Source organism: Novosphingobium sp., from assembly GCF_019748365.1.
In the GTDB taxonomy this organism is placed as follows: domain Bacteria; phylum Pseudomonadota; class Alphaproteobacteria; order Sphingomonadales; family Sphingomonadaceae; genus Novosphingobium.
Genome location: NZ_JAIEPN010000188.1, coordinates 1 through 22,489, shown reverse-complemented (window position 1 = coordinate 22,489; position 22,489 = coordinate 1). Strand labels below are relative to the sequence as shown.

The following is a 22,489-nucleotide window of genomic DNA, read 5'->3' as shown; positions in this document are numbered from 1 at the left end:
GTCCGGCGTTTTGCGAGGCAGGCAGGGTTGTGCCAGAAGGCGCACGTGCCGTTTCGCAAGGAGCCCGCTTTGCCGCCATTCCCCAGAGCCGTTTCGGCCGCGCTGATTGCGCTTGCGGCGGCGCTGGCGGCGCCCACGGCGACCGCGCGGGCGCTCGACGTCTATCTCGAGGGTGATCCTGCAGGCCCCGCCCCTGCCCCGGTTTCGGGCGGACTGCTGCTGATCGGCGGGGGCGATCGCACCCTCGAGGCGATGCGCTGGTTCATCGCCAAGGCGGGGCATGGCCATATCGTGATCCTGCGCGCCTCGCAGCACGGCGAGGCCGGCACCGAGTTCTACCGCGAGATCGGCGGCGTGCTCTCGGCCGAGACGTTCGTCACGCATGCCCGCTCCGCCAGCCGCGATCCGCACCTGCTGGCAGCGCTGGGCAAGGCAGATGGTATCTACATCGCGGGCGGTGATCAGGCGCGCTACGTGCGGCGCTGGCGCGGCACGCCGATTGCCGAGGCGCTCGACGCGCATGTCCGGGCGGGCAAGCCACTGGCGGGGACCAGCGCCGGTCTCGCGATCCTGGGCGAGTATCTCTATGGCGCCATGGATGGCCAGAGCCTGACAAGCGTGAAGGCATTGGCCGATCCCTTCGGCAAGGGCACCACGATCGAGACCGGATTTCTCCATCTGGACCTGCTCAAGGGCGTGATCACCGATAGCCACTTTACCCAGCGCGACCGGCTTGGGCGCTTGTTCGCCTTCCTCGCCAAGGCGCAGGCGAGCCGCCCGGCCGATGCCCCGCCGCTGCTCGGACTCGGCATCGATGAAGGCGTCGCCCTCGCGGTCGAGCCGGACGGGACGGGGCGGGTCTATCCCTCGACGCCCGGCACCGGTGTGTCGATAGTCTCCGGTGCAGCCCTCCCGCGCCTGGCCGCCCCCGGTCCCCTGGTCGCCGCGCGCGTGCGGGTAACAATTGCGGGGCCGCAGTCGCTGGTGCGGCTCCCTGCGGGCAAAGTCGAAGATCCGATCGCCGAAAAGAACTACAGCGCGGCCGGGGGCACGATCACCGCGCTGCCCTGATCCCGTTCAGGCGCCAAAGAGGCGGCGCACAGCGGCATCGCACAGCGCGATGCAGCGCTCGCGCGGGGTGCGCTCATCCGAAAGGTAGTATTCGATCCAGAGCCCGTCGAGCACCGCCGAAAGCAGCGCGATGGCGTCGGCCATGGGGAGCGCATCAGCGCGGGCAGGAAGCACTGCGACAAGGCGCTCAAGCAGGGCCCGCTGGCGCAAGTTGAAGCTATCCGAAACCACAGCGAAATCGGCGCGGCTGCGCGCCTGCTGCCAGAACACCATCCACGCGCCGATGATGTCCGGGCCGGCCCAATCGTCCGAAAAGACCGCGACGAAATAACGGTGCAGCGCTTCGCGCGGGTCGTCCGCATAAGGCAAGGCCGCCGCTTCGAGCTGCGCGAGCATATCCTCGCAGAGCTGCTCGTAAGTTTCGAGCAGGAGGTTGTCCGGATTGCGGAAGTAGTGCCGCAGGAGGCCGTGGCTGACCCCCGCCTGCCGGCAGATCTCGCGCCCCGTGGTACCCTTGGCGCCAAGACGGGCAAGGCAGCTCAGCGTGGCCGCAACGAGGTCCGCGCGCCGCACCAGCGGAGGCGCGCGGCGGCGGCGCGGTGCGCCGGGCAGCTCGGGTGCTGGACTCGCCACGATCAGGCGCTGCGCCGTGCCGAGCGCTGGCCGAGGTAATAGACCAGAGTGCCGCTGCTCAGCAGCACGGCGGTAAGGCCAAGAATCTTGATCACTGCGAGGAGCTTGTTCGGTTCATCCGTGGCCGGAAAGGCTGCCAGCACAAGCGCCGTCAGCGTGGTGGCAAGCCCTATGCACGCGAAGACGGTCGAAGTCACGCGGCCTCCGGGCAGCCGGGTAAGTTCCACCTCCGATGGCCGCCCCTGCAGGCGGATCACGGCGAGGAACACCAGCGCGAACGGCAGGAAGGCAGCGATGATACCCATGCTCACCAGCACGTCATAGGCGCCTTTCACGCCCGTTCCAGCCTGCCCAAGGATGCAGAGCACCGCGCCCAGCCCGCCCTGCACGAGGATCGCGACATAGGGCGTGCCCCACTTGGGATGAACTTTGGCAAAGACCGGCGGCAACAGCCGGTCGATCCCCACCGCAAAGGGAATGCGCGCGGCGCAGGAGAGAAAGCCGCTCGCCGCGCCGAGATTGCCGAGCGTGATGAGGAGCGCGAGCGGGATCACGATCCACCCTGCCCCCACTTTCTCGGCCGCAACCGCGCCGGCCTGGATCAGGCCCTGCAGCGTGTTGACCTCGCTCGACGGCATCGCGAGCAGAACCGCAAACGTGCCGATGATGTAGCACGAGACGATCACCGCGCCCGCAATCGGCAGCGCGCGCGGGATCGTGCGGCGCGGGTCCCTGATCTCGCCGCTCATGAACGAGGCGGTCTCCGCGCCCGAGAGCGCAAAGGCGATCGCGGCCCACATGATCATGTGCCGGATATCGAACACCGGCACGAACGAGGCGGGCGTGAACTCCGTTGCCGAGCCGAACTGCCACCACGCCGTCACGCCGAGCACGATCACGATCAGCGCCGGCCCCCACATGCCGACCGCACCGAGATTGTGCAGCCAGCGCCCGAAGCGCAGACCGAAGATGTTGATCGCGGTGATGAAAGCCAGCGCGCAGAGCGCAAAGCTCATGAAGAACACCGGATTGCTGCGCAGGTGCAGCCAGCTCGTCCCCCCGATGTAGAGCGCATTGCCCGCATCGAAATAGAGCACGCTGGGGAAATAGGGGAGGTTCGAGGTGAAGTAGCTCCACCCCGCCATGAAGCCGACGTAAGGCCCGAAGGCCTCGCGCGTCCAGATATAGAGCCCGCCCTCCTGCGGGTAGCGCGAGGAAAGCTCGACGATGGCGAGCACGAACGGCAGGTAGAAGCACAAGAGCGCGCCCACCCAGATCACGATCGAACTGGGCCCGAAGGCCGCCGCCGTCGCGATCCAGCGCAAGCTGACCCCGGTCACGACATAGAACATCGCAAGATCGGCAACGCCCATCACCTTGGGTGGATGGGGCGCGCCGCCGGCCATCAGGGCTTGCCCTGCCGTTTGGTGTCGCGCAGCACTTGGCAAGCCGCATTATGCCCCGGTGCGCCGGTCACCCCGCCCCCCGGATGCGCGCCGGCACCGCAGAGATAGAGCCCCTCGACCGGCGTGCGATACTGCGACCAGCGCGGCACCGGACGCATCGAGAACAGCGCGCCGGGATGCAGGTCGCCGTGGAAGATATTGCCTTCGGTAAGGCCGTAGATCCGCTCCAGATCGAGCGGGGTGAGCATGACCCGTCCAAGGATCATCTCCCGCAGGTTTGGCATATGGCGGCTGATCTGATCGATGATCGCTTCCGCCAATGCCTCGCGCTTCTCGTCCCATGTGCCTTCACGCAATCTATAGGGCACGTACTGGATGAAGCAGGTCAGCATGTGATGGCCCGGCGGGCAAAGGCTGTCATCCACAAGGCTGGGGATCACGCAATCGATCCACAGCTCTTCCGGTACATCGCCAAATCGCGCGGTATCAGCGCAGCGCTGCGCGCCTTCGAGCGTGGGCGCGATCGTCAGCAGCGCGCGCTCGAGCGGGCTCGCATCCGGCTTGCGGCCGATCACGGTGGGTTCGCCCGAAAGCGCGATATTGAGCTTGGCCGCCGGGCCGCCCATCTTGATCCCGGCGATATCGCGGCGGAAATCATCGGGCAGATCGGTCTTGGCCAGCAGCCCGAGGAAGGTGCGCTTGGGATCGGCGTTGGAGAGCACGACCTTCCCGCGTACCTGCCGCCCGTCGAGCAGCGTAACGCCGGTCGCGCGCCCGCCGAACACGTCGATGCTGCCCACTGGCGCGCTCGTCTCGATCACCGCCCCGAAGCCGCGCGCGGCAGCGGCAATCGCGCCCGAGACCGAGCCCATGCCGCCCATGACATGGCCGTTAAAGCCCTGAACCGCATTGTCACCGCCCGCGAGCAGGTGGAACAGCAGGCCGACCGCCGAGCCCGGCTCATAGGGGCCGCCGTGTTTCCCGTAGACATTGTTGGCCAGGATCATCCGCTTGGCAGCATCGGATTCGAAATGCCGGTCGAGAAACTCGCCGAGGCTGCCGGTGAGGAACTGCACCATCTCGCCGATCTCGGTGCCTTTGATCCGGCGGAAGCGGCGGATCATCCGCAGCCCTTCCCTGACCCGGTCCAGCCCGCGCGCAGCAAGGTCTGGCGGGGATTCAAGGAAGAAAGGCTGGAGATAGGCGGCGAGCGCTTTCAGCTTGCGATCGACTTCGAGAAACGCCTCGGCATCGCGCGCGAAAAAGCGGGCGATTTCCTGTGCGGTGCGCTCGGGGTCTGCCCACCAGCGGATGATCTCACCATCTCCCAGCGGCACCGTCAGGATCGGATCGCAGGCGACCATGCGCAGGCCGTGGCGGCCAAGATCGAGGTCGCGGATCACCGTCGGCATCAGCATCGAGGCGATGTAGGATGTGAAGGAGACGCGGTGGCCGGGGATGACGTCTTCGGTCACGCAGGCACCGCCGACGATCGGCCGGGCTTCCAGGACCAGCACCGAACGGCCCGCCTTCGCAAGATAGGCCGCCGCGGTCAGCCCATTGTGCCCCGCGCCGACGACGATCGCATCCCAGACCTTGCCCGTCACATCCATGGTCGCGCGGCCAGTGCCCCCTTGCTTTCTGGTTGGATGAGTGCCGCAATGGCGCTTATAAGGCAAGCGTCCAATAAGGAGCGCGCACATGAACGGCGGAATGGAACAGTCGCTCGAAAGCACCGCCTACCTGACCGCCGAAGCCTTCGCGCGTGACAAGGCCGCGATCTTTCATCGCCAGTGGTTCTGCGCGGGCCGCGAAGAGGACATGCCCGGTCCCGGCGATCATCAGGTGCTTGATGTAGCGGGCGAAAGCGTGATCGTCGTGCGCGGCAAGGATGGCGCGCTCCATGCGCACTACAACGTCTGCCGCCACCGCGGCGGGCGGATGTGCGATGCGGTAAGCGACGCGCGCTGGGGCGTGACGCTCGATGCCGGCGTTGTCGGCAAGACGATGATCCGCTGCCCCTATCACGGCTGGTCCTATGCGCTCGATGGCCGCCTGCTGGCGGCGCCCCAGCTTCAGGATGCGCCGGGCTTCGACAAGAGCGCGTTCAGCCTTCATCCCGTGGCGGTGGAGACCTGGGGCGGCTTCGTCTTCCTCAATCTCTCGCCCGAAACTGCCCCCGATTTCGCCGCCGAGCTGGCCGAACCGGCGCGCCGCCTCGCCAACTATCCGCTCGCCGATCTGCGCACCGCGCAGACGATCCGCTACGAAGTCAACGCGAACTGGAAGCTGATCCTCGAGAACTACAACGAGTGCTATCACTGCCCCGGTGTCCACCCCGAGCTGACCGCGATCGTGCCCGCGTTCAAGGTGCGCGGCGGGATCGACCTCGATTGGGAAGCGGGCATCCCGCACCGCGAGGGTGCGTATACCTACACGATGACCGGCACGACCAACCGGGCGCCCTTCCCCGGCCTTTCCGACGAGGAAAAGGTCCGCCACAAGGGCGAGCTGATCTATCCCAACCTGATGTTCAGCGTGAGCTGCGAGCACGCCGCCGCTTTCGTGCTGTGGCCGCTCGCCGCCGACCGCACGCTGATCGAGTGCCGCTTCCTGTTCCACCCGGACGAGATCGCGAAGGCGGAGTTCGACCCGTCGGACGCGGTCGATTTCTGGGACCTCGTCAACCGGCAGGACTGGGCGGTGTGCGAACGCGTGCAATCCGGCATCGCCGCGCGGGTCCACACCCATGGCTACTATGCACCGATCGAGGACCTCAGCCTCGATATCCGGCGCTATATCGAGCGCTGCGGCGAGCCTTAGGCGCGCGGGCGCTCAGCCCGCGGCCATCCACCGCTCACGCTTGCGATAGAGTGTCGAGGGGCTTACCCCGAGCGCCTTGGCCGCCGAAGGCAGGCTGCCACCCGCGTTGTCAATCGCCGCCTCGATGGCGATCCGCTCCAGCTCGTCGAGCGTGAGCCCCTTCACCGCGTTGACCACGGCCAGCAGATCGGTGGCGCTGTCGGCTTCGAGCGGAAGCCGCGCGCTGGCTTGAGCAGGCCGTTCGGCCGGAGGGGGCGGCGCAGCGATCTGGCTGGTCAGCGGAAAGGCCGAAGCCGGCAGATCGGGCCCCATGTGCAGCACTGCCGCGCGGCGCATCACATTCTGCAGTTCGCGCACATTGCCCGGCCAGCGATACTGTTCCAGCGCGGAAAGCTGGGCCGCACCAAGCGGGCTGAATGTCTTGTTCTCCTCGCGCGCGAAGCGCTGGAGGAATGCCTCGGCAAGCTCGCGAACATCGCCGGTGCGCTCACGCAGCGGCGGCAGATGGAGCGGCACCACGGCGAGGCGGTAGAACAGGTCTTCGCGGAAGCGCCCTTCGGCCACTTCGCGCACAGGGTCGCGGTTGGTTGCACAGACGATGCGCACGTCGACTTCCTCGACCCGGTTGGAGCCGACGCGCTGGATCGAGCCGGTCTGCAGGAATCGCAGCAGCTTGACCTGCAGCGGCAGCGCCATCTCACAGATTTCGTCAAGGAACAGCGTGCCCTTGTGCGCGGCCTGCGCGGCGCCGACGCGGTCGCTCACCGCGCCGGTGAACGAGCCCTTGAGGTGGCCGAAGATCTCGGATTCCAGCAGGTTCTCGGGGATCGCGCCGCAGTTCAGCGCGATGAAGGGGCCGCCGGCACGTCCGCTCGCCCCATGGATGGCCTCGGCACAGACTTCCTTGCCGGTCCCGCTTTCGCCGGTGATGAACACCGTGGCGCGGCTTGAGGCGACGCATTCGATCTGGCGGTAGACTTCCTGCATCTGCGGCGAATTGCCGATGAACGTGCCGGGCTTGGTTTTCTTCACCTTCGGCTGCGCACCCGCGGGCGCTGCGGGGCTGGCGGACTTGCCGAGTTCGATGGCGCTCGCCAGCACCGCAACCAGCCGGGCGCCGGCCATCGGCTTGACCAGGAAGTCGAACGCACCGATCCGCATCGCCTCGATCGCGCGCGAAAGCGAACCGTCCGCCGTGGCGACGATGACCGGATAGGTCTCGCAGATCGCCGGATTGGCACGCAGCCAATCCAGACCATCGGCATCGGGCAGCTGCAGGTCCAGCAGGATGGCGCCGAAGTCGGGTGTCTCGGCTATCGCCGCCAGCGCGGCGCCTGCGGAATGGGCGACGAACGGCTGGTATCCTGCCTTCTCGATCTGGGCAGCGTAAGCCATTGCCAGCGAGGCAAGGTCCTCCACGATCAGAATTTTCTCGCGCGCCATACGCTGATCCACTTCACGGTGCCGCTTGCATTATGCAAACGCAGTGCTTTCCAAATTGCAACCGATCAATCGAAAGCGGCTACCCTGGCGGCAGGCGCTATCGGTCGATCGGCTTTGTCCCTTTGCGAGCGGACCGCCGATATCTGCATCCAGGCGTAGGTCCGCACGCTTTGGTGCGCTTTGCTTGGCAGGAAGCATGCCAAGCCGGAGAGTGCTTGCATTTCGGTGATTTCGCGACCTGCGATTTGCATTCTGCGACACACTTTTTTCGCAATTTGCATGCGGGATCCTGTGCAAATTGCAAAGAGCGTATCTGCCTTGTCCCCTCGCTACTCTGGCGTCCAGAGAAGTTTTCCATTGGTTCGCCGGCGAAATGCAAGGCTGGCAGACCCCTTGCTCTCTCCTTAAGCGCACAATTGCCACAATGGCCGGCGCCGACAACGGCCTGCGCGCTGCCGACAAGCGCGACGGATTTTTTGCGCACGCGCTCGTTCCTGAAGGATATCGCGCTTATCCAGCGCGCAGTTTTGACAGCGCAGGGGCCTACGGAAAGCGACTGACGGCAACGCGCAAAGCCGCAAGGCTGGCATCGCGACAGTCGCGCAGGTCTTGCGCCGCAGCAGAAACGGCAAGATCGCCCACGCAGCGTTCGAACAGGCAGGCCATGCCGAAGTTGCCACAGATGCCTTTCAGCGAATGGCGTGCCTTGCTCTGATCGTTGACATCACCATCCTGCCAGGCCTGCACCAGCCGCTCGGTCCACTCGGTCGCATCGGCGGCCGCGGCATCCAGGAGCAGGTTGCGGGTGTCTGGGTCCATGCCCCCGAACAGCGCTTCGACCGCTTGCGGATCGACCAGATTCGCGGCCGCTGGAAAGGACATTGCAGAAAACTCCGTAAGGGCGGTGCGCTCAGTGGCAGACCGATCTGATGGCGCGGTAGAGCTCTTCGAGCACGATCGGCTTCTTCACGACACCAATGGCGCCGGCGGTCATCATCGGCGCAAGTTCAGCACGTCCTGAATAGGCGGTAAGGGCGATGATCGGCGTGCGGCTGACCGCCCCCGGGATCGCCTTGATCCGGCGGGTCGCTTCAGGACCATCGAGCACGGGCATGCTCATGTCCATCAACACGACGTCGAACTGTCCGTTCCGTACGGCCTCGACCGCTTCCTCGCCATTGGTCACCAGGTCGACATCGCAGCCAAGCTTGCCAAGCATGCCGCGCGCGACAATGCGGTTGGTTTCCACGTCTTCCGCCACAAGCACGCGAAGCCGCCCGCCATCGAAGCGGCGCAGTCGCTTTTCCTCTTTCTGCTTGGCTGCGGTCGGCCCGTCGACCTCGACGAAAGGCAGCTCGACCCAGAAGCAGGAGCCGATACCGCCGGGCCCGGCCTCCACCCCGATGGTACCCCCCATCAGATCGACGATGCGGCGGCAGATAGCGAGGCCAAGGCCCGATCCGCCCGCCTGCACATCAACGGTGTGCAGCTGCCCGAAATCGACGAAGATCTCGGCGCGGCGCTCGGGCGGGATGCCGATGCCGGTATCGATCACTTCGAACCGGAAGCGGTTTTCGGCAACGGGGCCGACCCGCACGACGATACCGCCACGCTTGGTATATTTGACCGCATTGCTGACGAGATTGTCGATGATCTGACGCAGACGGTAGCGGTCCGCGACGATCCATTCGACCAGCGGCCGATCATAGCCGAAAGCCGCGCGCTCCAGTTGGAGCGTGAGGCCCTTGTTGCGTGCCGCGCGCGCCCAGAAGCCGATCGACGTACCGAGAAATGTGCCCACTTCGAGCGGAAAGGCCGCGAGCGTCAATTTGCCGGATTCGGCCTGCTCCAGATCGATGATGTCATCCAGCAGCATCCGCAGCTGATCACCGCTCGAGCGCATCAGCTGCAGCATTTCATGCTGGCTTTCGCTGAGGCCCGCATCATCGAACAGTTCGAGCATGCCGATGACACCGTTCATCGGCGTGCGGATGTCGTGGCTCATCATTGCGAGGAAACGGGTCTTGGCGGCATTGGCCCGCTCTGCCACTTCCCGCGCGGCGCGCAGCTCGACAGCAAGCTGCTCAAGTTCGCGCATGCGCCGCTGATCGCGCTGGCGCAGCGCATCGGCTTCGTTCGCCGCCTCGATCTCGCGCGTGATGTCCTGCACCGTGATGAACACCAGGGCGCGGCCAAGGTCCTCGTCGAACGAGGTTTCCGCCAGCGCCCGGATCATGCGATTGGGCTCGCCATCAGACAGGCCGATGATGCGAAACTCCAGCATGCGGTCGCAATCGGCCATATGCGCGCAAGTCTGGCAATCCTCGGTGGTGCAGACCTGGTGACTGGTATCCTTGTGACCGGCCACGCCGCTCCGCTTGAGCTCCAGCGCACGGATCGTCAGCCGCTTTGAGAACTCGAACACTTTCCGGCGTTCTTCCGGGACCACCCGGTCGAGCATCGGATGCGAGCCGTCCACGGACATTACGCCATCGATCGCGGCAAGACCGTGCAGACCGAGCAGGGCCTGACAATGCGGCGACATTTCGCCCTTGAAGGCCTCGGCATCCCAGATCATCGTGCCGAAGCCCGCCACGCGCTGTGCCTCGAGCAGCTGGCGCGTGCGCTGGCCCAGCTCGATGCGCAGGTGCTCGCGATTGGCTTTCAGTTGCTCGTTGGCCTGCGCCAGAACCCGGCTCTTGACCTCGAGCAGCGCTTCAGCCTCCGCGCGCGCCGCTTCCGAACGCGCAAGACGGCGGCGCAGGAGCGCCAGTTCCGCCTCGACCTCTTCCGGTATCATTGCTGCTGCCGCATCCATGCCCAAGCCTGCTCGTGAACGACCGCTATCTAAAGGCCTGCGGTTAATACCCTACTTGCGCTGCAGGATGAAGCGCGCCGCATGGGGCCCCGGCGTCGTTTCATCCCGCAGGATGACGAGATCATCACCGAAGTGACCGATGTACCCCCGGATGAGGCCATGCGCGACTTCCGCGAACGGGCGGTGCGAGGCATAGCTTACAAGCAGGTCCTGCCCATCCACCTCGGCGATTACGCTGGGCGTCAGCGCGTCGGGATAGAGCTTGGTCACTTCCTTCTGATGGATCCCGTCAATCGCCTTGAGAAAGGTGATCGCATCATCAAAGCCGACGAAGAACTGGGGATAGAGTTCGGCAAACCGCGCCGAGAGCCAATAGCCATAGGCTTCGGCCAGAGCATTGACCGGCTCGCCGGTGATCTCGACGAGCTGCCCGATCATCGCGAGCGCCTGCACGTGGGGATAAGTGCCCACGCTGGTATAGCTGCCATTGCCCGGAAGCTGCGCCTGCCGGATCATCTGATCGGCCACGCTCGGGGAATAGGACTCCTCCACCCACCGGATGAGCTCGGAGAAGATAACGCCCTTCATGTAATTTTCCCGGAGTGAGTGCCGCTCACCGGGTCTGAAGCAAGCAACGTGCCATGGGTTCAAACAGTTGGCCACGCAGGTGAACGGGCACAATTGCACGCAACGAGCCTTCGCAATTTGCACCAACACTCATTGCAGTTTGCAAAAATACCGATCGCAAACTGCAAAGAAGGGTTCAGTTCGAGATTTGCGAAATCGTAAACCGCGCGGCTTTTCCGCCAGCATCCAGATCTTCGCGCGCAATCGTGTGGTGATTGCCGAAGTGCGCCACAAACCCTTCGATCAGCCCGTGCGCCAGCGGCGCGAAAGGCCGGTGGGAAACGTAGTCGAGCTGCATCCCGCCCTCGATCGGGCTTGAATGAACCTGCGGCGGCTGGGCTTCGGGATAGAGCCGGGTCACTTCCTCATGGATATGCGGGCCCACACCCGCAAGCAGGCTTTCCGCATCGGGATAGACGCCAACCAGCTCCGGATAGAGCGTCACGAACCGCCCTGCGAGCCAGTAGCCATAGGCCCGCGCCAGATCGCCAATCGGCTCGCCCGTCAGTTCAGACAGCGCGCCGAAGAGCGCGAGCGCCTCACCATGCGGATAATTGCCTACGGAGGTATAGGCGCCGTCGTTCGGCACCCCCGATTGCACGATCATCCGATCGACCAGCGCCGGTGAATAGGCGTGTTCCGCCCAGCCCAGCATTTCGGAAAAGACCAGTCCCTTCATGCCTCGCCGTTTGCATGACAAACGTAACGTGACAAGACCCCCGAATTTTTTGGTGGTTAATGCGGATTTGCACGATTGATGCCGAAGCGGTGCATCACCGCGCCTGCGTGCCCTGCCGCAACCGGAGCGCCGCAGCTTCGACGACGGGATACAATGAACATCGACGAGAGCATCTCACACACCATGGCCCTGCTGCCGGGCCGCACGATCCTTGCCACCGCCATGCTGTCAAGCTGCGTCGGCGAGGCCATCGCGCTCGCGCATGCCAAGTTCATGCCTGCAGCTCGTGCCGAGCTGCTCGGCACCGTACCGGCAATCGGCTAGATCGAGACAATGAACGCTGGCGAGTATGCGCTGCGCATCAAGCCGCTGGTCAAGGTGCTTACGTCTCAAGCCCTGTATCTGGAAACGGCTTGCGGCTCCGGAAGCGTTGCCGCAGCCAGTGCCGCAAGGCCGCCTGACGCAAGTGAGTTCGCGATCCTGCAGCCCAACGGCGCAACCCCCGCAGTGCGGATCGATCACAATAGCATTGCGTTCTCAGGCCCGGTCACTCCGGTCGCAAAGGTGGGCCTCGATCTCGAGCGTGCAGAACTGCTCACCCTCGAATAAGCTGGCCGTCTTGTCCGGTTACCGATCGCTGCCCGGGGTGAACCGGCCCTTGAAGCGATAGCGATCCGCCGGGAAAGTCTGGCGCACGAAGGTAACCTGCACGCCATCGCGCCAGGTACTGCGCAGCAGCACGAGGCAGGGGGCATCGGGCTGAGTATCGAGCAGCTCTGCAATCTCGGGCCCGGCGAGCGTTGCCGAAATCTCGTTCTCCGCGGAACTCCAGGGAACATGGTCCAGAAGCCACTTGCCCGGTGCTTCGCTTTCAAACAAGGCATCGCGCGCCTCTGGCACCGCATCAAGGAAGATCACACGGGCTTCATGCGCCAGCGGCTGGCCGCCAATGATGTGAAGTCCGGTCACGCGCACGACCTCACGGCGTGGCCGCACACCCATTTCCTTCGCCGCCGCGTTGTCGAGGAACTCCTCCGTCCGCGAGAGGCGCCGGAACCGGTAAGACTTTCCCAAGCGCCGCGCGTACTCGGGAATGTCCATCGTCTCCATGACATTCTGTTCAAGCTTGGGATGGGCAACAAAGCTTCCCGCTTTCTTGCGGCGCACAACAAGGCCGTCAGCGACAAGGCCCGACATGGCCTTGTTAACCGTCATCCTCGCACAGCCATATTGCTGCATCAGTTCGACTTCGAACGGAAGCTGATCGCCGGGCATCAACTGTCCGGTCACGATCCTGGTCTCGATGTCCTCGCGGATCTGTGCATGCAGAGCTTTGGCCTTGTGGGGCTTCAAGATCAGTTCCTGTCAATCCCGTGCTGGCCCTCAGTGCGTCCCGCGTGCCTGCCCTTGCTCCAGAACCTATCGCTAAACTCTCCATGACTGCCGGTAAAGACCCGGATCGGAGCAATATGCCTAGCCCAGGACAGCGATGATCGCAGCACGATAGGAGCGTTCGATGGCCTCGCGGGCATGGTGGCGGCCATTGCTCACCACCCTCCGCCCGCTGCGCCAAACCGCATCGATCGCTTGTCCACGGCTGGAGAAGATCCATCGATCGAGCACGCCGTCGCCAGATGCTGCAGCAAACGAAGGATGCTGCGTTGCCAGGGTGATGATGTCGGCAGAGCATCCCGGCGCGATACCCAAATCGACACCAAGTGCCCGGGCGCCGCCATCAAGCGCGGCATCGAACAGGCGGCGGCCCACCGAAGGATAGTCGTCGCTGGCCAGCAGATTGCGACCGCGGTGAAGAAGACGCTGGCTGTATTCGAGATGGCGCAGTTCTGCGGCCGCATCCACCAGAATGTTGGAGTCCGTCCCGGTTGCCATGCGCCCGCCGCCTGCCAGATAGCGGACTGCGGGAAAGTTGCCATCGCCAAGGTTGGCTTCGGTCATCGGGCAAAGTCCCGCCACAGCCCCGCTGGCAGCAAGCGCATCCGTCTCAGTTGGCGAGAGATGGGTGGCATGAACGAGGCACCAGTGCTCGTTGACTGGCGCATTGGCCAGCAGCCACTCGACAGGACGAGCGCCGAGCGCTGCTACGCAATCGTCTACCTCCTTGGTCTGTTCTGCCGCGTGAATGTGCACCGGTCCTTCCCCCGCCAACGGCAGCAGCACGGCCAGTTCATCGGGGGTGACAGCGCGAAGGCTGTGCGGCGCGAGGCCGATCCTGTCACCGGGACGCAGCACGGTCCGGCAACTCTCGTACAGGCGAGCAAAACCATCGAGATCGCACACAAACCGCCGCTGGCCGGGCTTTGCGGGCATGCCGCCAAAGTCTGCATGCGCATAGAAAACCGGCAGCAACGTGAGCCCGATTCCGGTCGTCTGCGCCGCCGCAGCAATACTCTGCGCGGTCGTCGCCAGCGCAGCATAAGGATGCCCGGCCGGATCATGATGCAGGTAGTGGAACTCGCCGACATGCGTGTAGCCAGACTCGAGCATCTCGGCAAAGGCCAGCGCCGCAATCGCCTCGATCGCCGTCGGGTCGAGGCGATCGAGGAAGCGGTACATCACTTCCCGCCAACTCCAGAAATCATCATCGGGCGCACCACGCTGCTCGGAAAGTCCTGCCATACCGCGCTGGAAGGCATGGCTGTGGACATTTCCCATGCCGGGCAGGCCCACGGCATGGCGCTCATCGGTGGAGCCGGGTTCGCAATCAGATACCACCTCCGCGATGCGATCGCCACTCACCGTCACCCGCACGCGGTTTGCCCAACCATCGGGCAAGAGTGCTTCGCCAAACCAAAGGATCATGCACTGATCTCCAGATATGACTAGACATATAAATCAGGACATGAGAGGAAGCAAGGCATGACCAGGTCCGTCGATTGTGATCGCTTGTGGCACGGCGCAAGGCTCGCGTCGATGACAGCTGGCGGCCTCGGCATTGTCGAAAACGGGCTTGTCGCAGCGCGCGATGGCCGGATCATGTGGGCCGGCGCGGCTGAACGCGCACCAGCACTGATGGCGAGCGAGACGATCGACTGCGGCGGCCGCTGGATCACGCCGGGCCTGATCGATTGCCATACCCATCTGGTCTATGCCGGCAATCGCACGAACGAGTTCGCGATGCGGCTTGCAGGCGCAGACTATGCTGCGATTGCGCGGGCAGGCGGCGGCATTCTCTCGACCATGCGGGCGACACGGGCGGCCAGCGAGCTCGAACTGGTCGGCTCCGCGCTGCCCCGGCTCGATGCGCTGATCGCCGAGGGCGTCACTACGGTTGAAATCAAGTCCGGCTATGGCCTGTCGCCCATCGATGAGATGAAAATGCTGCGCACCGCACGGCGGCTGGGCAATGAACGACAGGTCTCGGTTTCGACCACATTCCTTGGCGCGCATGCTGTTCCGCCGGAGTTTGCCGGCCGGTCTGATGACTACGTCGATCTGTTGTGCGACGTCATGATTCCGGCGGCCGCATCAGCCGGGCTGGCCAATGCCGTCGATGGCTTTTGCGAGACGATTGCGTTCACGCCCGCCCAGATCGACCGCCTGTTCGCTGCCGCGGCGAAGGCGGGCCTGCCGGTGAAGCTCCATGCCGAGCAGCTTTCGGACAGCGGCGGCGCGGCGCTGGCCGCGCGGCACCGCGCGCTGTCAGCCGATCATCTCGAGCATGTCAGCCACGCCGGGATTGCAGCGATGGCGGCATCGGGTACCGTCGCGGTGCTGCTCCCCGGCGCGTTTTATTTCCTGCGCGAGACCCGCAAACCGCCTGTCGCAGAGTTGCGCGCAGCCGGAGTGCCGATCGCCATCGCCACCGATTGCAACCCTGGCACTTCGCCGCTCGCCTCGCCGCTCGTCACCATGAATTTTGCCGCTGTCCTGTTCGGCCTTACTCCCGCCGAAGCGCTCGCCGGGATGACGATCAACGCCGCCCGCGCGCTCGGCCTGCACGAGCAGACCGGTTCGCTCGAAGCCGGCAAGTGGTGCGACCTTGCCATCTGGGACATCGATACGCCGGAAGAGCTGGTCTGCCAGATCGGGCCCAATCCCCTTTGGCAGCGCATCCGGTGGGGCCAGTGAGGAAGGGCTTTCGGCGAGCGGTCAATGATCGCACATGGTGAAGACAAGAGGATGCCGCTTTAATGGTCGTTGAACTCGCCCCCGGCCAGATCACTCTGGCGCAATGCCGTCAGATTGTGGGCGGTGCCGCCGCGCAGCTATCCGGCGCCACCGCCGCGCCCATTGCGCGAAGCGCCGCTGCAGTCGCGCGCATCATCGGCAGGGGCGTACCGACCTATGGAATCAACACCGGCTTCGGAAAGCTGGCGAGCGTCTCGATCGCGAGCGAAGATCTGGCGACCCTGCAGCGCAACATCGTGCTCAGCCATGCCGCAGGTGTCGGCGAACCGATGCCAGTGCCGGTGACACGGCTGATGATGGCGCTCAAGCTTGCCAGCTTCGGCCATGGGGCTTCAGGTGTCCGGCCTGAAACCGTCCGGATGCTCGAGCTGATGCTGCAGCATGACCTGACCCCGGTGGTTCCCTCGCAAGGCTCGGTTGGCGCAAGCGGGGATCTTGCCCCACTGGCGCATATGGCAGCGGCGATGATCGGGGTGGGCGAAGTCCAGATCGGCACGAAAAGGCTGGGCGCAGCCGAGGCCCTCGGAATGGCTGGGCTGACCCCGCTCGAGCTCGGCCCCAAGGAAGGTCTCGCCCTGCTCAACGGGACCCAGTTTTCAACGGCCTACGCGCTTGCAGGTTTGCTGGCGGCGGAAGACCTCTATCGCAGTGCCTTGTTGACCGGGGCCCTGTCGACCGAGGCCGCCAAGGGATCCGATACGCCTTTCGATGCCCGTATCCATGACCTGCGCGGACATCCCGGTCAGCGCGAGACCGCAGGCGCTCTCCGCCGCCTGATGGAAGGTTCGGCCATCCGCGCCTCGCATCTGGTCGACGATGCGCGTGTTCAGGACCCCTACTGCCTGCGCTGCCAGCCTCAGGTCATGGGCGCGTGCCTCGATCTGCTTCGCCAGGCGGGCACCACGCTGATCCGTGAAGCCAACGGCGTATCGGACAATCCGCTGATCTTTGCCGATACTGACGAAGCTCTATCCGGCGGCAACTTCCATGCCGAACCGGTGGCCTTTGCTGCAGATATGCTGGCGATGGCGCTCTGCGAGATCGGCAGCCTTGCCGAACGCCGCATCGCCATGCTGGTCGATCCGGCGCTTTCCCGCTTGCCGGCATTCCTGACCCCCCGGCCGGGCCTCAATTCGGGCTTCATGATCCCGCAGGTGACCGCGGCCGCACTGGTCTCGGAGAACAAGCAGCGCGCCTATCCCGCTTCGGTCGATTCGATCCCGACTTCGGCGAACCAGGAGGATCATGTCTCGATGGCAGGCCATGGTGCGCGCCGGCTGACGGCGATGGCCGAAAACCTCGCCGGTATCCTCGCGGTCGAGTATCTGGCGGCAGCGCAGGGCTGCGATTTTCACGCGCCGCTCCGCTCGAGCGCCACGCTTGAGGCAGCCCGCGCGCTGCTGCGTGGTGCAGTCCCGACGCTTACGGACGATCGCCACTTCCACCCCGATATCCTGGCAGCCATCGGCCTGATCCGTTCGGGGCGTCTGGCCGCGCTGGCGGACTTGCCGGGGGTCGAATGAACGATTGGCTGCATCTTGCGCAGGGGGACGCCCCCCTGATTGTGAGCGTACCGCACGCCGGCATCCGGATGCCTGATGCCGTTTCGTCCGCGCTGATGGATCCGGCTGCCGCGCTTGTCGATACTGACTGGCATGTCGACAAGCTCTACAGTTTCGCCCGGGACCTCGGAGCGACGCTGGTTTCAACCGCCATGTCCCGTATCGTGGTGGACGTAAACCGTGATCCCTCGGGCGCATCGCTCTATCCCGGTCAGGCGACAACGGGGTTGTGCCCGATGACCAGCTTCGACGGCACGCCGCTCTACCGCGCAGGGCAAGAACCCGATGCCGCCGCAGTCGCGGCGCGCCGGGCGAGCTTTTTCGACCCCTACCACAGCGCGCTCGATGCAGAGATCGCAAGGCTGCGCGGCCTGCATGGCACGGTCGTCGTCTACGACGCCCACTCCATCGCCAGCCGCGTGCCGCGTCTGTTCGACGGCGAATTGCCCGCGTTCAGCATCGGCACGAATGGCGGAAGCGCCTGCGATGCCGCGCTGACAGAGCGGATCGCCTCACTGTGTCCGGAGCCACGCGTCGTCAATGGCCGGTTCCGTGGCGGCTGGATCACCCGCCGGATCGGCAATCCGGCCGCAGGTGTCCATGCGGTGCAGATGGAGCTGGCCCAGCGCGTCTATCTTGATGAACCATCGACCGAATGGAACGAGGCCCGCGCCGCGGAGGCTCGTGCTACGCTTCGCAAGGTCCTCGAAGCCTGCATCGATTTTGCTGCAGGCAGTCAATGAGCAAACCGGTCATGGCCATGCTCCAGCGACCCGATCAGCCTTCAGCCGCGCGATCCGCGTAGCATGTCCACCATCACACCATGCCAACCATGAAAGGTCGATGATGAACCGCCTCGACAACAGCCGCATCATCCGTGCGCCCCACGGCCCCGAGCGCACCGCGAAAAGCTGGCAGACCGAAGCCGCGCTGCGGATGCTGATGAACAACCTTGATCCGGGTGTTGCGGAGAATCCCCAGGAGCTGGTGGTCTATGGCGGCATCGGCCGGGCGGCGCGCGACTGGCAGAGCTTCGACCGGATTGTCGCCGCCTTGCGCGCGCTGGGGGACGACCAGAGCCTGCTGATCCAGTCGGGCAAACCGGTCGGCGTGTTTCGCACCCACCGCGATGCACCGCGCGTGCTGATTGCCAATTCCAATCTCGTGCCGAAGTGGGCGACCTGGGAGCATTTCCACGAGCTCGATCGTGCCGGGCTGATGATGTACGGCCAGATGACCGCCGGTTCCTGGATCTACATCGGCACGCAGGGCATCGTTCAGGGCACCTACGAGACCTTTGTCGAGGTGGGGCGCCGGCACTATGGCGGCGACTTGTCCGGCCGCTGGATCCTCACCGCCGGCCTTGGCGGCATGGGTGGCGCGCAGCCGCTCGCAGCGACCATGGCGGGGGCATCCTGCCTTGCCATCGAATGCCAGCCGAGCCGGATCGAGATGCGGCTCGCCACCGGCTACCTCGACCGTGCAACCGAAAGCCTCGAAGAAGCCCTCGACATCGTCACCACCGCCAAGGCGCCGGTGTCGGTGGGCCTGCTTGGCAATGCCGCCGAACTCTATCCCGAACTCGTCCGCCGCGGAGTCCGTCCCGACGTGGTGACCGACCAGACCTCGGCGCATGATCCGATCAATGGCTATCTGCCCAAGGGTTGGACCCTCGACCGCTGGATGCGCAGCCGCGAAGATGATCCGGCAGCGGTCGACCGCGAGGCGCGCGCTTCGATGCGCGAACATGTCGAGGCCATGCTGGCCTTCCACCGGATGGGTATTCCGACGCTGGACTATGGCAACAATATCCGTCAGGTGGCCCATGACATGGGGTTGGCCGATGCGTTCGACTTTCCCGGCTTCGTGCCCGCGTACATCCGCCCGCTGTTCTGCCGGGGCATCGGCCCGTTCCGCTGGGCCGCGCTTTCCGGCGATCCGGAGGATATCTATCGCACCGACGCCAAGGTCAAGGAACTGCTGCCAGACGATGCCCATCTGCACAATTGGCTCGATATGGCGCGCGAACGCATCAAGTTTCAGGGCCTGCCTTCGCGGATCTGCTGGGTCGGTCTGGGCGACCGGCACCGGCTTGGCCTCGCCTTCAACGAAATGGTCGCGAACGGCGAGCTCAAGGCGCCGGTGGTGATCGGCCGCGACCATCTCGACTCCGGGTCTGTCGCCAGCCCCAATCGCGAGACCGAGGCGATGCGCGATGGTTCCGATGCGGTCAGCGACTGGCCGCTGCTCAATGCGCTGCTCAACACCGCCAGCGGGGCGACGTGGGTTTCGCTTCACCACGGCGGCGGCGTCGGGATCGGCTATTCGCAGCATGCCGGGATGGTGATCGTGGCCGATGGCACCGAGGAAGCGGCGGCGCGGATCGAACGCGTGCTGTGGAACGACCCCGCTACGGGCGTGATGCGCCACGCAGATGCCGGGTACGATCTCGCCCTTGATTGCGCGCGCGAAAAGGGCCTCGAGCTACCCGCGATCCTCGGCTTAGCGCAGGAGATGACCTAGTTTGCGGTACAGGTCGATGCCGTTCGCCCGCGCTATCGCTTGCCGTCGCTGTCGGCCGCGTTGCAGCGCGCCGATGGCTCGGTCGAGACCAGTGTCAGCGGCCTAGCCGATCTGGAGCATGCCCTGGCGGCGCATAAGTGATCATAAAGGTGCGACAAGTGACGAGCATTGTCAGCGTTTGCATCCAACGCGATCACGAGACGCCATGCTTCATGGAACGGCTGTCCCGCCATGTACCAGCCCCAGCCGTCCGCATGATCGGCAGTCTCTGCCGGCTTCTTTAACTTGGGATTGTTGGCAAGGCTGCTATGGGTTTCTGCTGCAGCCCGGAAAGTATGCTGCTGCCGCCGCAACTCCCGTTCCGCTGCCCGCTTGGCTGCCTTCTCGGCCTCGCGTGCCGCGTGGCGCTGGGCGAGCGGGTCAATCCCGTTTGCGACATTGGCCCTGAGCCTAGCGGCCAGTGCGCGCGCTTCAGGCGCGGGGAGACCAACAAGTGAGCTAAAGCCCATCTCGCAGCGCTTGCCTTTGAACTGGTATCGGGAAATGCGACTCTTGGCCCTCTGGGGGGTCACATTGAGATAGAGGTCATTTCCATCGACATGCATGCCGGGGCCTGTTGACAGGATCTGGGCATTCTTCAGAGGCATTGAGCTTCCCACCACTTATCCCACCACCGAGCGGCCCAATGTTCCGACCCGGTGACAGACGTTGCCGATCAGTGGTGGAAAAATACCATGGAATTCTAGGCATTTGCCAGATTATCTACAGACGTTAGCGAACGTCTGTAGATGGGCACTTGGCGGAGAGGCAGGGATTCGAACCCTGGATACGGTCACCCGTATGCCGCATTTCGAGTGCGGTGCATTCGACCACTCTGCCACCTCTCCGCGAAGTGTCGTTGAGCCGGCTCGAGGCCGTCCCGGTCGAGGAAGGGCGCCGTTAGCGCATGGTCTGCCGCTTGCCAAGGGAAAATAGGTTACACCTGCCCTACAATCCACGGCATTGCACCTCGGCTCGCTTGTTTCCGTCCCTCATCGCCCTATATTCCTATTCATGGACAGAGCGATTTTCTTTTCGCCCCAGGCTGGCCGTGAGATCACGGCTCCTCATGTTGCAAAAGCGCGGTTTGGCATCGGCGATGTCGTCCGCCACAAGCTGTTCGATTTCCGCGGGGTTATCTTCGATATCGACCCGGTCTTCGCGAACAGCGAAGAGTGGTACGAATCGATCCCTGCCGAAATTCGTCCGCCGCGCGAACAGCCCTTCTATCACCTGCTCGCCGAGAACGACGAGAACAGCTACGTCGCCTATGTCAGCCAGCAGAACCTGATGTCGGATGCCGAAGGCGGGCCGGTGGATCACCCGTCGGTGCATGAAATGTTCGAGGCCTTTCGCGACGGTCGCTACCGCCTGCGCCGCGGCCTCTCGCACTGATCCGATGCGCTGAGGGCGAGCCGCCGCCTCGCCTGCCCTCAGTTCTTCAGCTTCCAGCCCGACTGGAAGATATAGTAGATCGCCACCCACAGCACGAGGTTGAGCACGCCGAGCCCGATCGCGCCGTGCAGCACGGCCTCGTTGGTCGTGCCGATGTCGCTCTGCCCCAGAAAGCCGAAACGGAAGCCCGAGATCACATAGAAGATCGGGTTGAAGCGGCTGATCATCTGGAACGTGGGCGAAAGATTGCTGATCACGTAGAACGTGCCCGACAGCATCGACATCGGCGTGATCACGAAATTGGTGATTGCCGCGTTGTGATCGAATTTCTCCGCCCACAGCGAGGTCAGCACGCCGATCAGGGCGAGGAGGATCGAACCCATCAGGCCGAACCAGATCACCGCCCAGGGATGCTGGACGGTGAGGTCCACGCCCGGCCAGAACATCATCGCCCCCGCGACGGCGAGGCCGACAAGGATCGCGCGCGTCACGGCGGCAGCCACTAGCGCGAGGATCAGTTCGGCATTCGATATCGGTGGCATCAGGTAATCGATGATCGTGCCCTGGATCTTGCCGACCAGCAGTCCGAAGCTCGAATTGGCGAAGGAATTGTTGATCATGCCCATCGCGATCAGCCCCGGCGCGACGAAGGTGGCGAACGGCACGCCAAGCACCACGCGGCCGCCGCCGCCCAAAGCAAGGGTAAAGATCATCAGATAGAGCAGCGTTGTCACCGCCGGTGCCCAGATCGTCTGGGTCTGCACCTTGAAGAAGCGGCGCACCTCCTTCATATAGAGGGTCCACAGCCCCAAGCGATTGATGCTGCGGAAGCGCACTTCGCCCGGCGGTGGAAAATCCCCCGCTCGGCTGGGTAGTTCGCGGTTGGAAGCATCCCCGGCGTGGGGCCCAGAGATTTCTGGAGTTGGTTGATCGGCCATGTCCGGTGCGGTATCGCGCATGTCGGGGCAAGGCAAGGCATTGCACCGCCCACCCTGACGGGTTGGGCACGGTCCTGCGGCAAAACACCTGCGCAGGACGAGTTCTGAAGGATTTGAGACGGCATGAGCTGGACGGACGAGCGGATCGAAAAACTGACCAAGATGTGGGAAGGCGGCGCGACCGCCAGCCAGATCGCCGAAGAACTGGGCGGGGTCAGCCGCAATGCCGTGATCGGCAAGGCCCATCGCCTCGGCCTCAAGGCGCGTCCTTCGCCGGTCAAGCCCAACGAGAAGAGCGAGGCCGCCCCCGCCAAGCCGCCGCGTCCGGCCCCAGAACCCGCCGCGCCAGCCGAACCGCGCGCCGCCGCGCCGCGTCCGGCCCC

General features: G+C 64.6%; 22 protein-coding genes and 1 tRNA gene. 10 read left to right on the top strand and 13 right to left on the bottom strand.

Annotated elements, in window-relative coordinates:
* Positions 1-45: 45 nt before the first annotated feature.
* Positions 46-1,071 carry a cyanophycinase gene (locus K5Q19_RS20315; protein WP_292948950.1) on the top strand — a complete coding sequence of 342 codons (1,026 nt, stop codon included), beginning with the start codon at positions 46-48 and terminating at the stop codon, positions 1,069-1,071.
* Positions 1,072-1,077: 6 nt separating this feature from the next.
* Here the strand turns inward: K5Q19_RS20315 and K5Q19_RS20310 are convergent, their stop codons facing one another.
* The 3 genes from K5Q19_RS20310 to K5Q19_RS20300 are packed head-to-tail and all read right to left on the bottom strand — an operon-like array spanning position 1,078 to position 4,723.
* Positions 1,078-1,704, bottom strand: a complete 627-nt coding sequence (locus tag K5Q19_RS20310) for a TetR family transcriptional regulator C-terminal domain-containing protein (protein WP_292948947.1) — start codon at positions 1,702-1,704, stop codon at positions 1,078-1,080.
* A 2-nt stretch (positions 1,705-1,706) separates the two neighbouring features.
* Positions 1,707-3,110, bottom strand: coding sequence for an APC family permease (locus K5Q19_RS20305; RefSeq protein ID WP_292948944.1), 1,404 nt, complete (start codon positions 3,108-3,110; stop codon positions 1,707-1,709).
* Entirely contained in the window at positions 3,110-4,723 is a 1,614-nt protein-coding gene (locus K5Q19_RS20300; RefSeq protein WP_292948942.1) for an NAD(P)/FAD-dependent oxidoreductase, read from the bottom strand. The genes K5Q19_RS20305 and K5Q19_RS20300 overlap by 1 nt, the downstream gene beginning before the upstream one ends.
* Before the next feature lie 88 nt (positions 4,724-4,811).
* Between K5Q19_RS20300 and K5Q19_RS20295 the strand changes: the two genes are divergently transcribed.
* A complete protein-coding gene (locus tag K5Q19_RS20295; RefSeq protein WP_292948939.1) occupies positions 4,812-5,933 on the top strand; it encodes an aromatic ring-hydroxylating dioxygenase subunit alpha in 1,122 nt (373 codons plus the stop codon).
* A 12-nt stretch (positions 5,934-5,945) separates the two neighbouring features.
* On the opposite strand, the gene K5Q19_RS20290 is transcribed toward K5Q19_RS20295, so the two are convergent.
* From K5Q19_RS20290 to K5Q19_RS20270, 5 genes are all read right to left on the bottom strand, one after another.
* Entirely contained in the window at positions 5,946-7,388 is a 1,443-nt protein-coding gene (locus K5Q19_RS20290; RefSeq protein WP_292948936.1) for a sigma-54 dependent transcriptional regulator, read from the bottom strand.
* Positions 7,389-7,919: 531 nt separating this feature from the next.
* Positions 7,920-8,258: a hypothetical protein gene (locus K5Q19_RS20285; RefSeq protein WP_292948897.1), complete on the bottom strand. Its 339-nt coding sequence runs from the start codon at positions 8,256-8,258 to the stop codon at positions 7,920-7,922.
* Positions 8,259-8,286: 28 nt separating this feature from the next.
* On the bottom strand, positions 8,287-10,194 hold the full coding sequence (locus tag K5Q19_RS20280) for an ATP-binding protein (protein ID WP_292948895.1): 1,908 nt from the start codon (positions 10,192-10,194) through the stop codon (positions 8,287-8,289).
* A 51-nt stretch (positions 10,195-10,245) separates the two neighbouring features.
* Positions 10,246-10,782 carry a heme NO-binding domain-containing protein gene (locus K5Q19_RS20275; RefSeq protein ID WP_292948892.1) on the bottom strand — a complete coding sequence of 179 codons (537 nt, stop codon included), beginning with the start codon at positions 10,780-10,782 and terminating at the stop codon, positions 10,246-10,248.
* A 175-nt stretch (positions 10,783-10,957) separates the two neighbouring features.
* Positions 10,958-11,500, bottom strand: coding sequence for a heme NO-binding domain-containing protein (locus K5Q19_RS20270; RefSeq protein ID WP_292948889.1), 543 nt, complete (start codon positions 11,498-11,500; stop codon positions 10,958-10,960).
* Between the two features lie 153 nt (positions 11,501-11,653).
* Between K5Q19_RS20270 and K5Q19_RS20265 the strand changes: the two genes are divergently transcribed.
* Both K5Q19_RS20265 and K5Q19_RS20260 read left to right on the top strand, forming a co-directional pair.
* A complete protein-coding gene (locus K5Q19_RS20265; protein ID WP_292948886.1) occupies positions 11,654-11,824 on the top strand; it encodes a hypothetical protein in 171 nt (56 codons plus the stop codon).
* A 9-nt stretch (positions 11,825-11,833) separates the two neighbouring features.
* Positions 11,834-12,109 (top strand): hypothetical protein, encoded by a 276-nt coding sequence (locus K5Q19_RS20260; RefSeq protein WP_292948884.1) that lies wholly within the window; start codon positions 11,834-11,836, stop codon positions 12,107-12,109.
* 18 nt (positions 12,110-12,127) lie between these two features.
* On the opposite strand, the gene K5Q19_RS20255 is transcribed toward K5Q19_RS20260, so the two are convergent.
* Positions 12,128-12,853, bottom strand: a complete 726-nt coding sequence (locus K5Q19_RS20255) for a UTRA domain-containing protein (RefSeq protein WP_292948881.1) — start codon at positions 12,851-12,853, stop codon at positions 12,128-12,130.
* A 120-nt stretch (positions 12,854-12,973) separates the two neighbouring features.
* Complete coding sequence (locus K5Q19_RS20250) at positions 12,974-14,320, bottom strand: formimidoylglutamate deiminase (protein WP_292948878.1); 1,347 nt, start codon at positions 14,318-14,320, stop codon at positions 12,974-12,976.
* Between the two features lie 57 nt (positions 14,321-14,377).
* Between K5Q19_RS20250 and hutI the strand changes: the two genes are divergently transcribed.
* The 4 genes from hutI (at position 14,378) to hutU (ending at position 19,734) form a co-directional block, all read left to right on the top strand.
* Complete coding sequence (gene hutI, locus K5Q19_RS20245; protein ID WP_292948875.1) at positions 14,378-15,589, top strand: imidazolonepropionase; 1,212 nt, start codon at positions 14,378-14,380, stop codon at positions 15,587-15,589.
* A gap of 62 nt (positions 15,590-15,651) precedes the next feature.
* On the top strand, positions 15,652-17,172 hold the full coding sequence (hutH, locus tag K5Q19_RS20240; protein ID WP_292948872.1) for a histidine ammonia-lyase: 1,521 nt from the start codon (positions 15,652-15,654) through the stop codon (positions 17,170-17,172).
* A complete protein-coding gene (hutG, locus tag K5Q19_RS20235) occupies positions 17,169-17,954 on the top strand; it encodes an N-formylglutamate deformylase (RefSeq protein ID WP_292948869.1) in 786 nt (261 codons plus the stop codon). The genes hutH and hutG overlap by 4 nt, the downstream gene beginning before the upstream one ends.
* A gap of 103 nt (positions 17,955-18,057) precedes the next feature.
* A complete protein-coding gene (gene hutU, locus K5Q19_RS20230) occupies positions 18,058-19,734 on the top strand; it encodes a urocanate hydratase (RefSeq protein WP_292949056.1) in 1,677 nt (558 codons plus the stop codon).
* 32 nt (positions 19,735-19,766) lie between these two features.
* Here hutU and K5Q19_RS20225 read toward each other — a convergent pair whose 3' ends face one another.
* Positions 19,767-20,381, bottom strand: coding sequence for an integrase arm-type DNA-binding domain-containing protein (locus K5Q19_RS20225; protein ID WP_292948866.1), 615 nt, complete (start codon positions 20,379-20,381; stop codon positions 19,767-19,769).
* Between the two features lie 150 nt (positions 20,382-20,531).
* Positions 20,532-20,621, bottom strand: a tRNA-Ser gene (locus K5Q19_RS20220).
* A gap of 166 nt (positions 20,622-20,787) precedes the next feature.
* Here K5Q19_RS20220 and hspQ point away from each other — a divergent pair.
* The gene (gene hspQ / locus K5Q19_RS20215; protein WP_292948864.1) at positions 20,788-21,168 is read left to right on the top strand and encodes a heat shock protein HspQ; all 381 of its coding nucleotides are present in this window, start codon (positions 20,788-20,790) and stop codon (positions 21,166-21,168) included.
* A gap of 38 nt (positions 21,169-21,206) precedes the next feature.
* On the opposite strand, the gene K5Q19_RS20210 is transcribed toward hspQ, so the two are convergent.
* The gene (locus K5Q19_RS20210) at positions 21,207-22,106 is read right to left on the bottom strand and encodes an ABC transporter permease (protein WP_292949054.1); all 900 of its coding nucleotides are present in this window, start codon (positions 22,104-22,106) and stop codon (positions 21,207-21,209) included.
* A gap of 123 nt (positions 22,107-22,229) precedes the next feature.
* Between K5Q19_RS20210 and K5Q19_RS20205 the strand changes: the two genes are divergently transcribed.
* Positions 22,230-22,489: GcrA family cell cycle regulator (locus K5Q19_RS20205; protein ID WP_292948862.1), on the top strand; the 260-nt coding region annotated here is incomplete at its 3' end.

Bases quoted from the DNA above. Each gene is read 5' to 3' on its own strand.
- K5Q19_RS20295 (WP_292948939.1), top strand. From the start codon at position 4,812: ATGAACGGCGGAATGGAACAGTCGCTCGAAAGCACCGCCTACCTGACC.
- K5Q19_RS20270 (WP_292948889.1), bottom strand. From the start codon at position 11,500: ATGAAGGGACTGGTCTTTTCCGAAATGCTGGGCTGGGCGGAACACGCC.
- K5Q19_RS20210 (WP_292949054.1), bottom strand. From the start codon at position 22,106: ATGGCCGATCAACCAACTCCAGAAATCTCTGGGCCCCACGCCGGGGAT.
- K5Q19_RS20305 (WP_292948944.1), bottom strand. From the start codon at position 3,110: ATGGCCGGCGGCGCGCCCCATCCACCCAAGGTGATGGGCGTTGCCGAT.
- K5Q19_RS20260 (WP_292948884.1), top strand. From the start codon at position 11,834: ATGAACGCTGGCGAGTATGCGCTGCGCATCAAGCCGCTGGTCAAGGTG.
- K5Q19_RS20275 (WP_292948892.1), bottom strand. From the start codon at position 10,782: ATGAAGGGCGTTATCTTCTCCGAGCTCATCCGGTGGGTGGAGGAGTCC.
- K5Q19_RS20265 (WP_292948886.1), top strand. From the start codon at position 11,654: ATGAACATCGACGAGAGCATCTCACACACCATGGCCCTGCTGCCGGGC.
- K5Q19_RS20225 (WP_292948866.1), bottom strand. From the start codon at position 20,381: ATGCCTCTGAAGAATGCCCAGATCCTGTCAACAGGCCCCGGCATGCAT.
- K5Q19_RS20300 (WP_292948942.1), bottom strand. From the start codon at position 4,723: ATGGATGTGACGGGCAAGGTCTGGGATGCGATCGTCGTCGGCGCGGGG.
- K5Q19_RS20250 (WP_292948878.1), bottom strand. From the start codon at position 14,320: ATGATCCTTTGGTTTGGCGAAGCACTCTTGCCCGATGGTTGGGCAAAC.
- hutG (WP_292948869.1), top strand. From the start codon at position 17,169: ATGAACGATTGGCTGCATCTTGCGCAGGGGGACGCCCCCCTGATTGTG.
- hspQ (WP_292948864.1), top strand. From the start codon at position 20,788: ATGGACAGAGCGATTTTCTTTTCGCCCCAGGCTGGCCGTGAGATCACG.
- K5Q19_RS20285 (WP_292948897.1), bottom strand. From the start codon at position 8,258: ATGTCCTTTCCAGCGGCCGCGAATCTGGTCGATCCGCAAGCGGTCGAA.
- hutU (WP_292949056.1), top strand. From the start codon at position 18,058: ATGAACCGCCTCGACAACAGCCGCATCATCCGTGCGCCCCACGGCCCC.
- K5Q19_RS20280 (WP_292948895.1), bottom strand. From the start codon at position 10,194: ATGGATGCGGCAGCAGCAATGATACCGGAAGAGGTCGAGGCGGAACTG.
- hutH (WP_292948872.1), top strand. From the start codon at position 15,652: ATGGTCGTTGAACTCGCCCCCGGCCAGATCACTCTGGCGCAATGCCGT.
- hutI (WP_292948875.1), top strand. From the start codon at position 14,378: ATGACCAGGTCCGTCGATTGTGATCGCTTGTGGCACGGCGCAAGGCTC.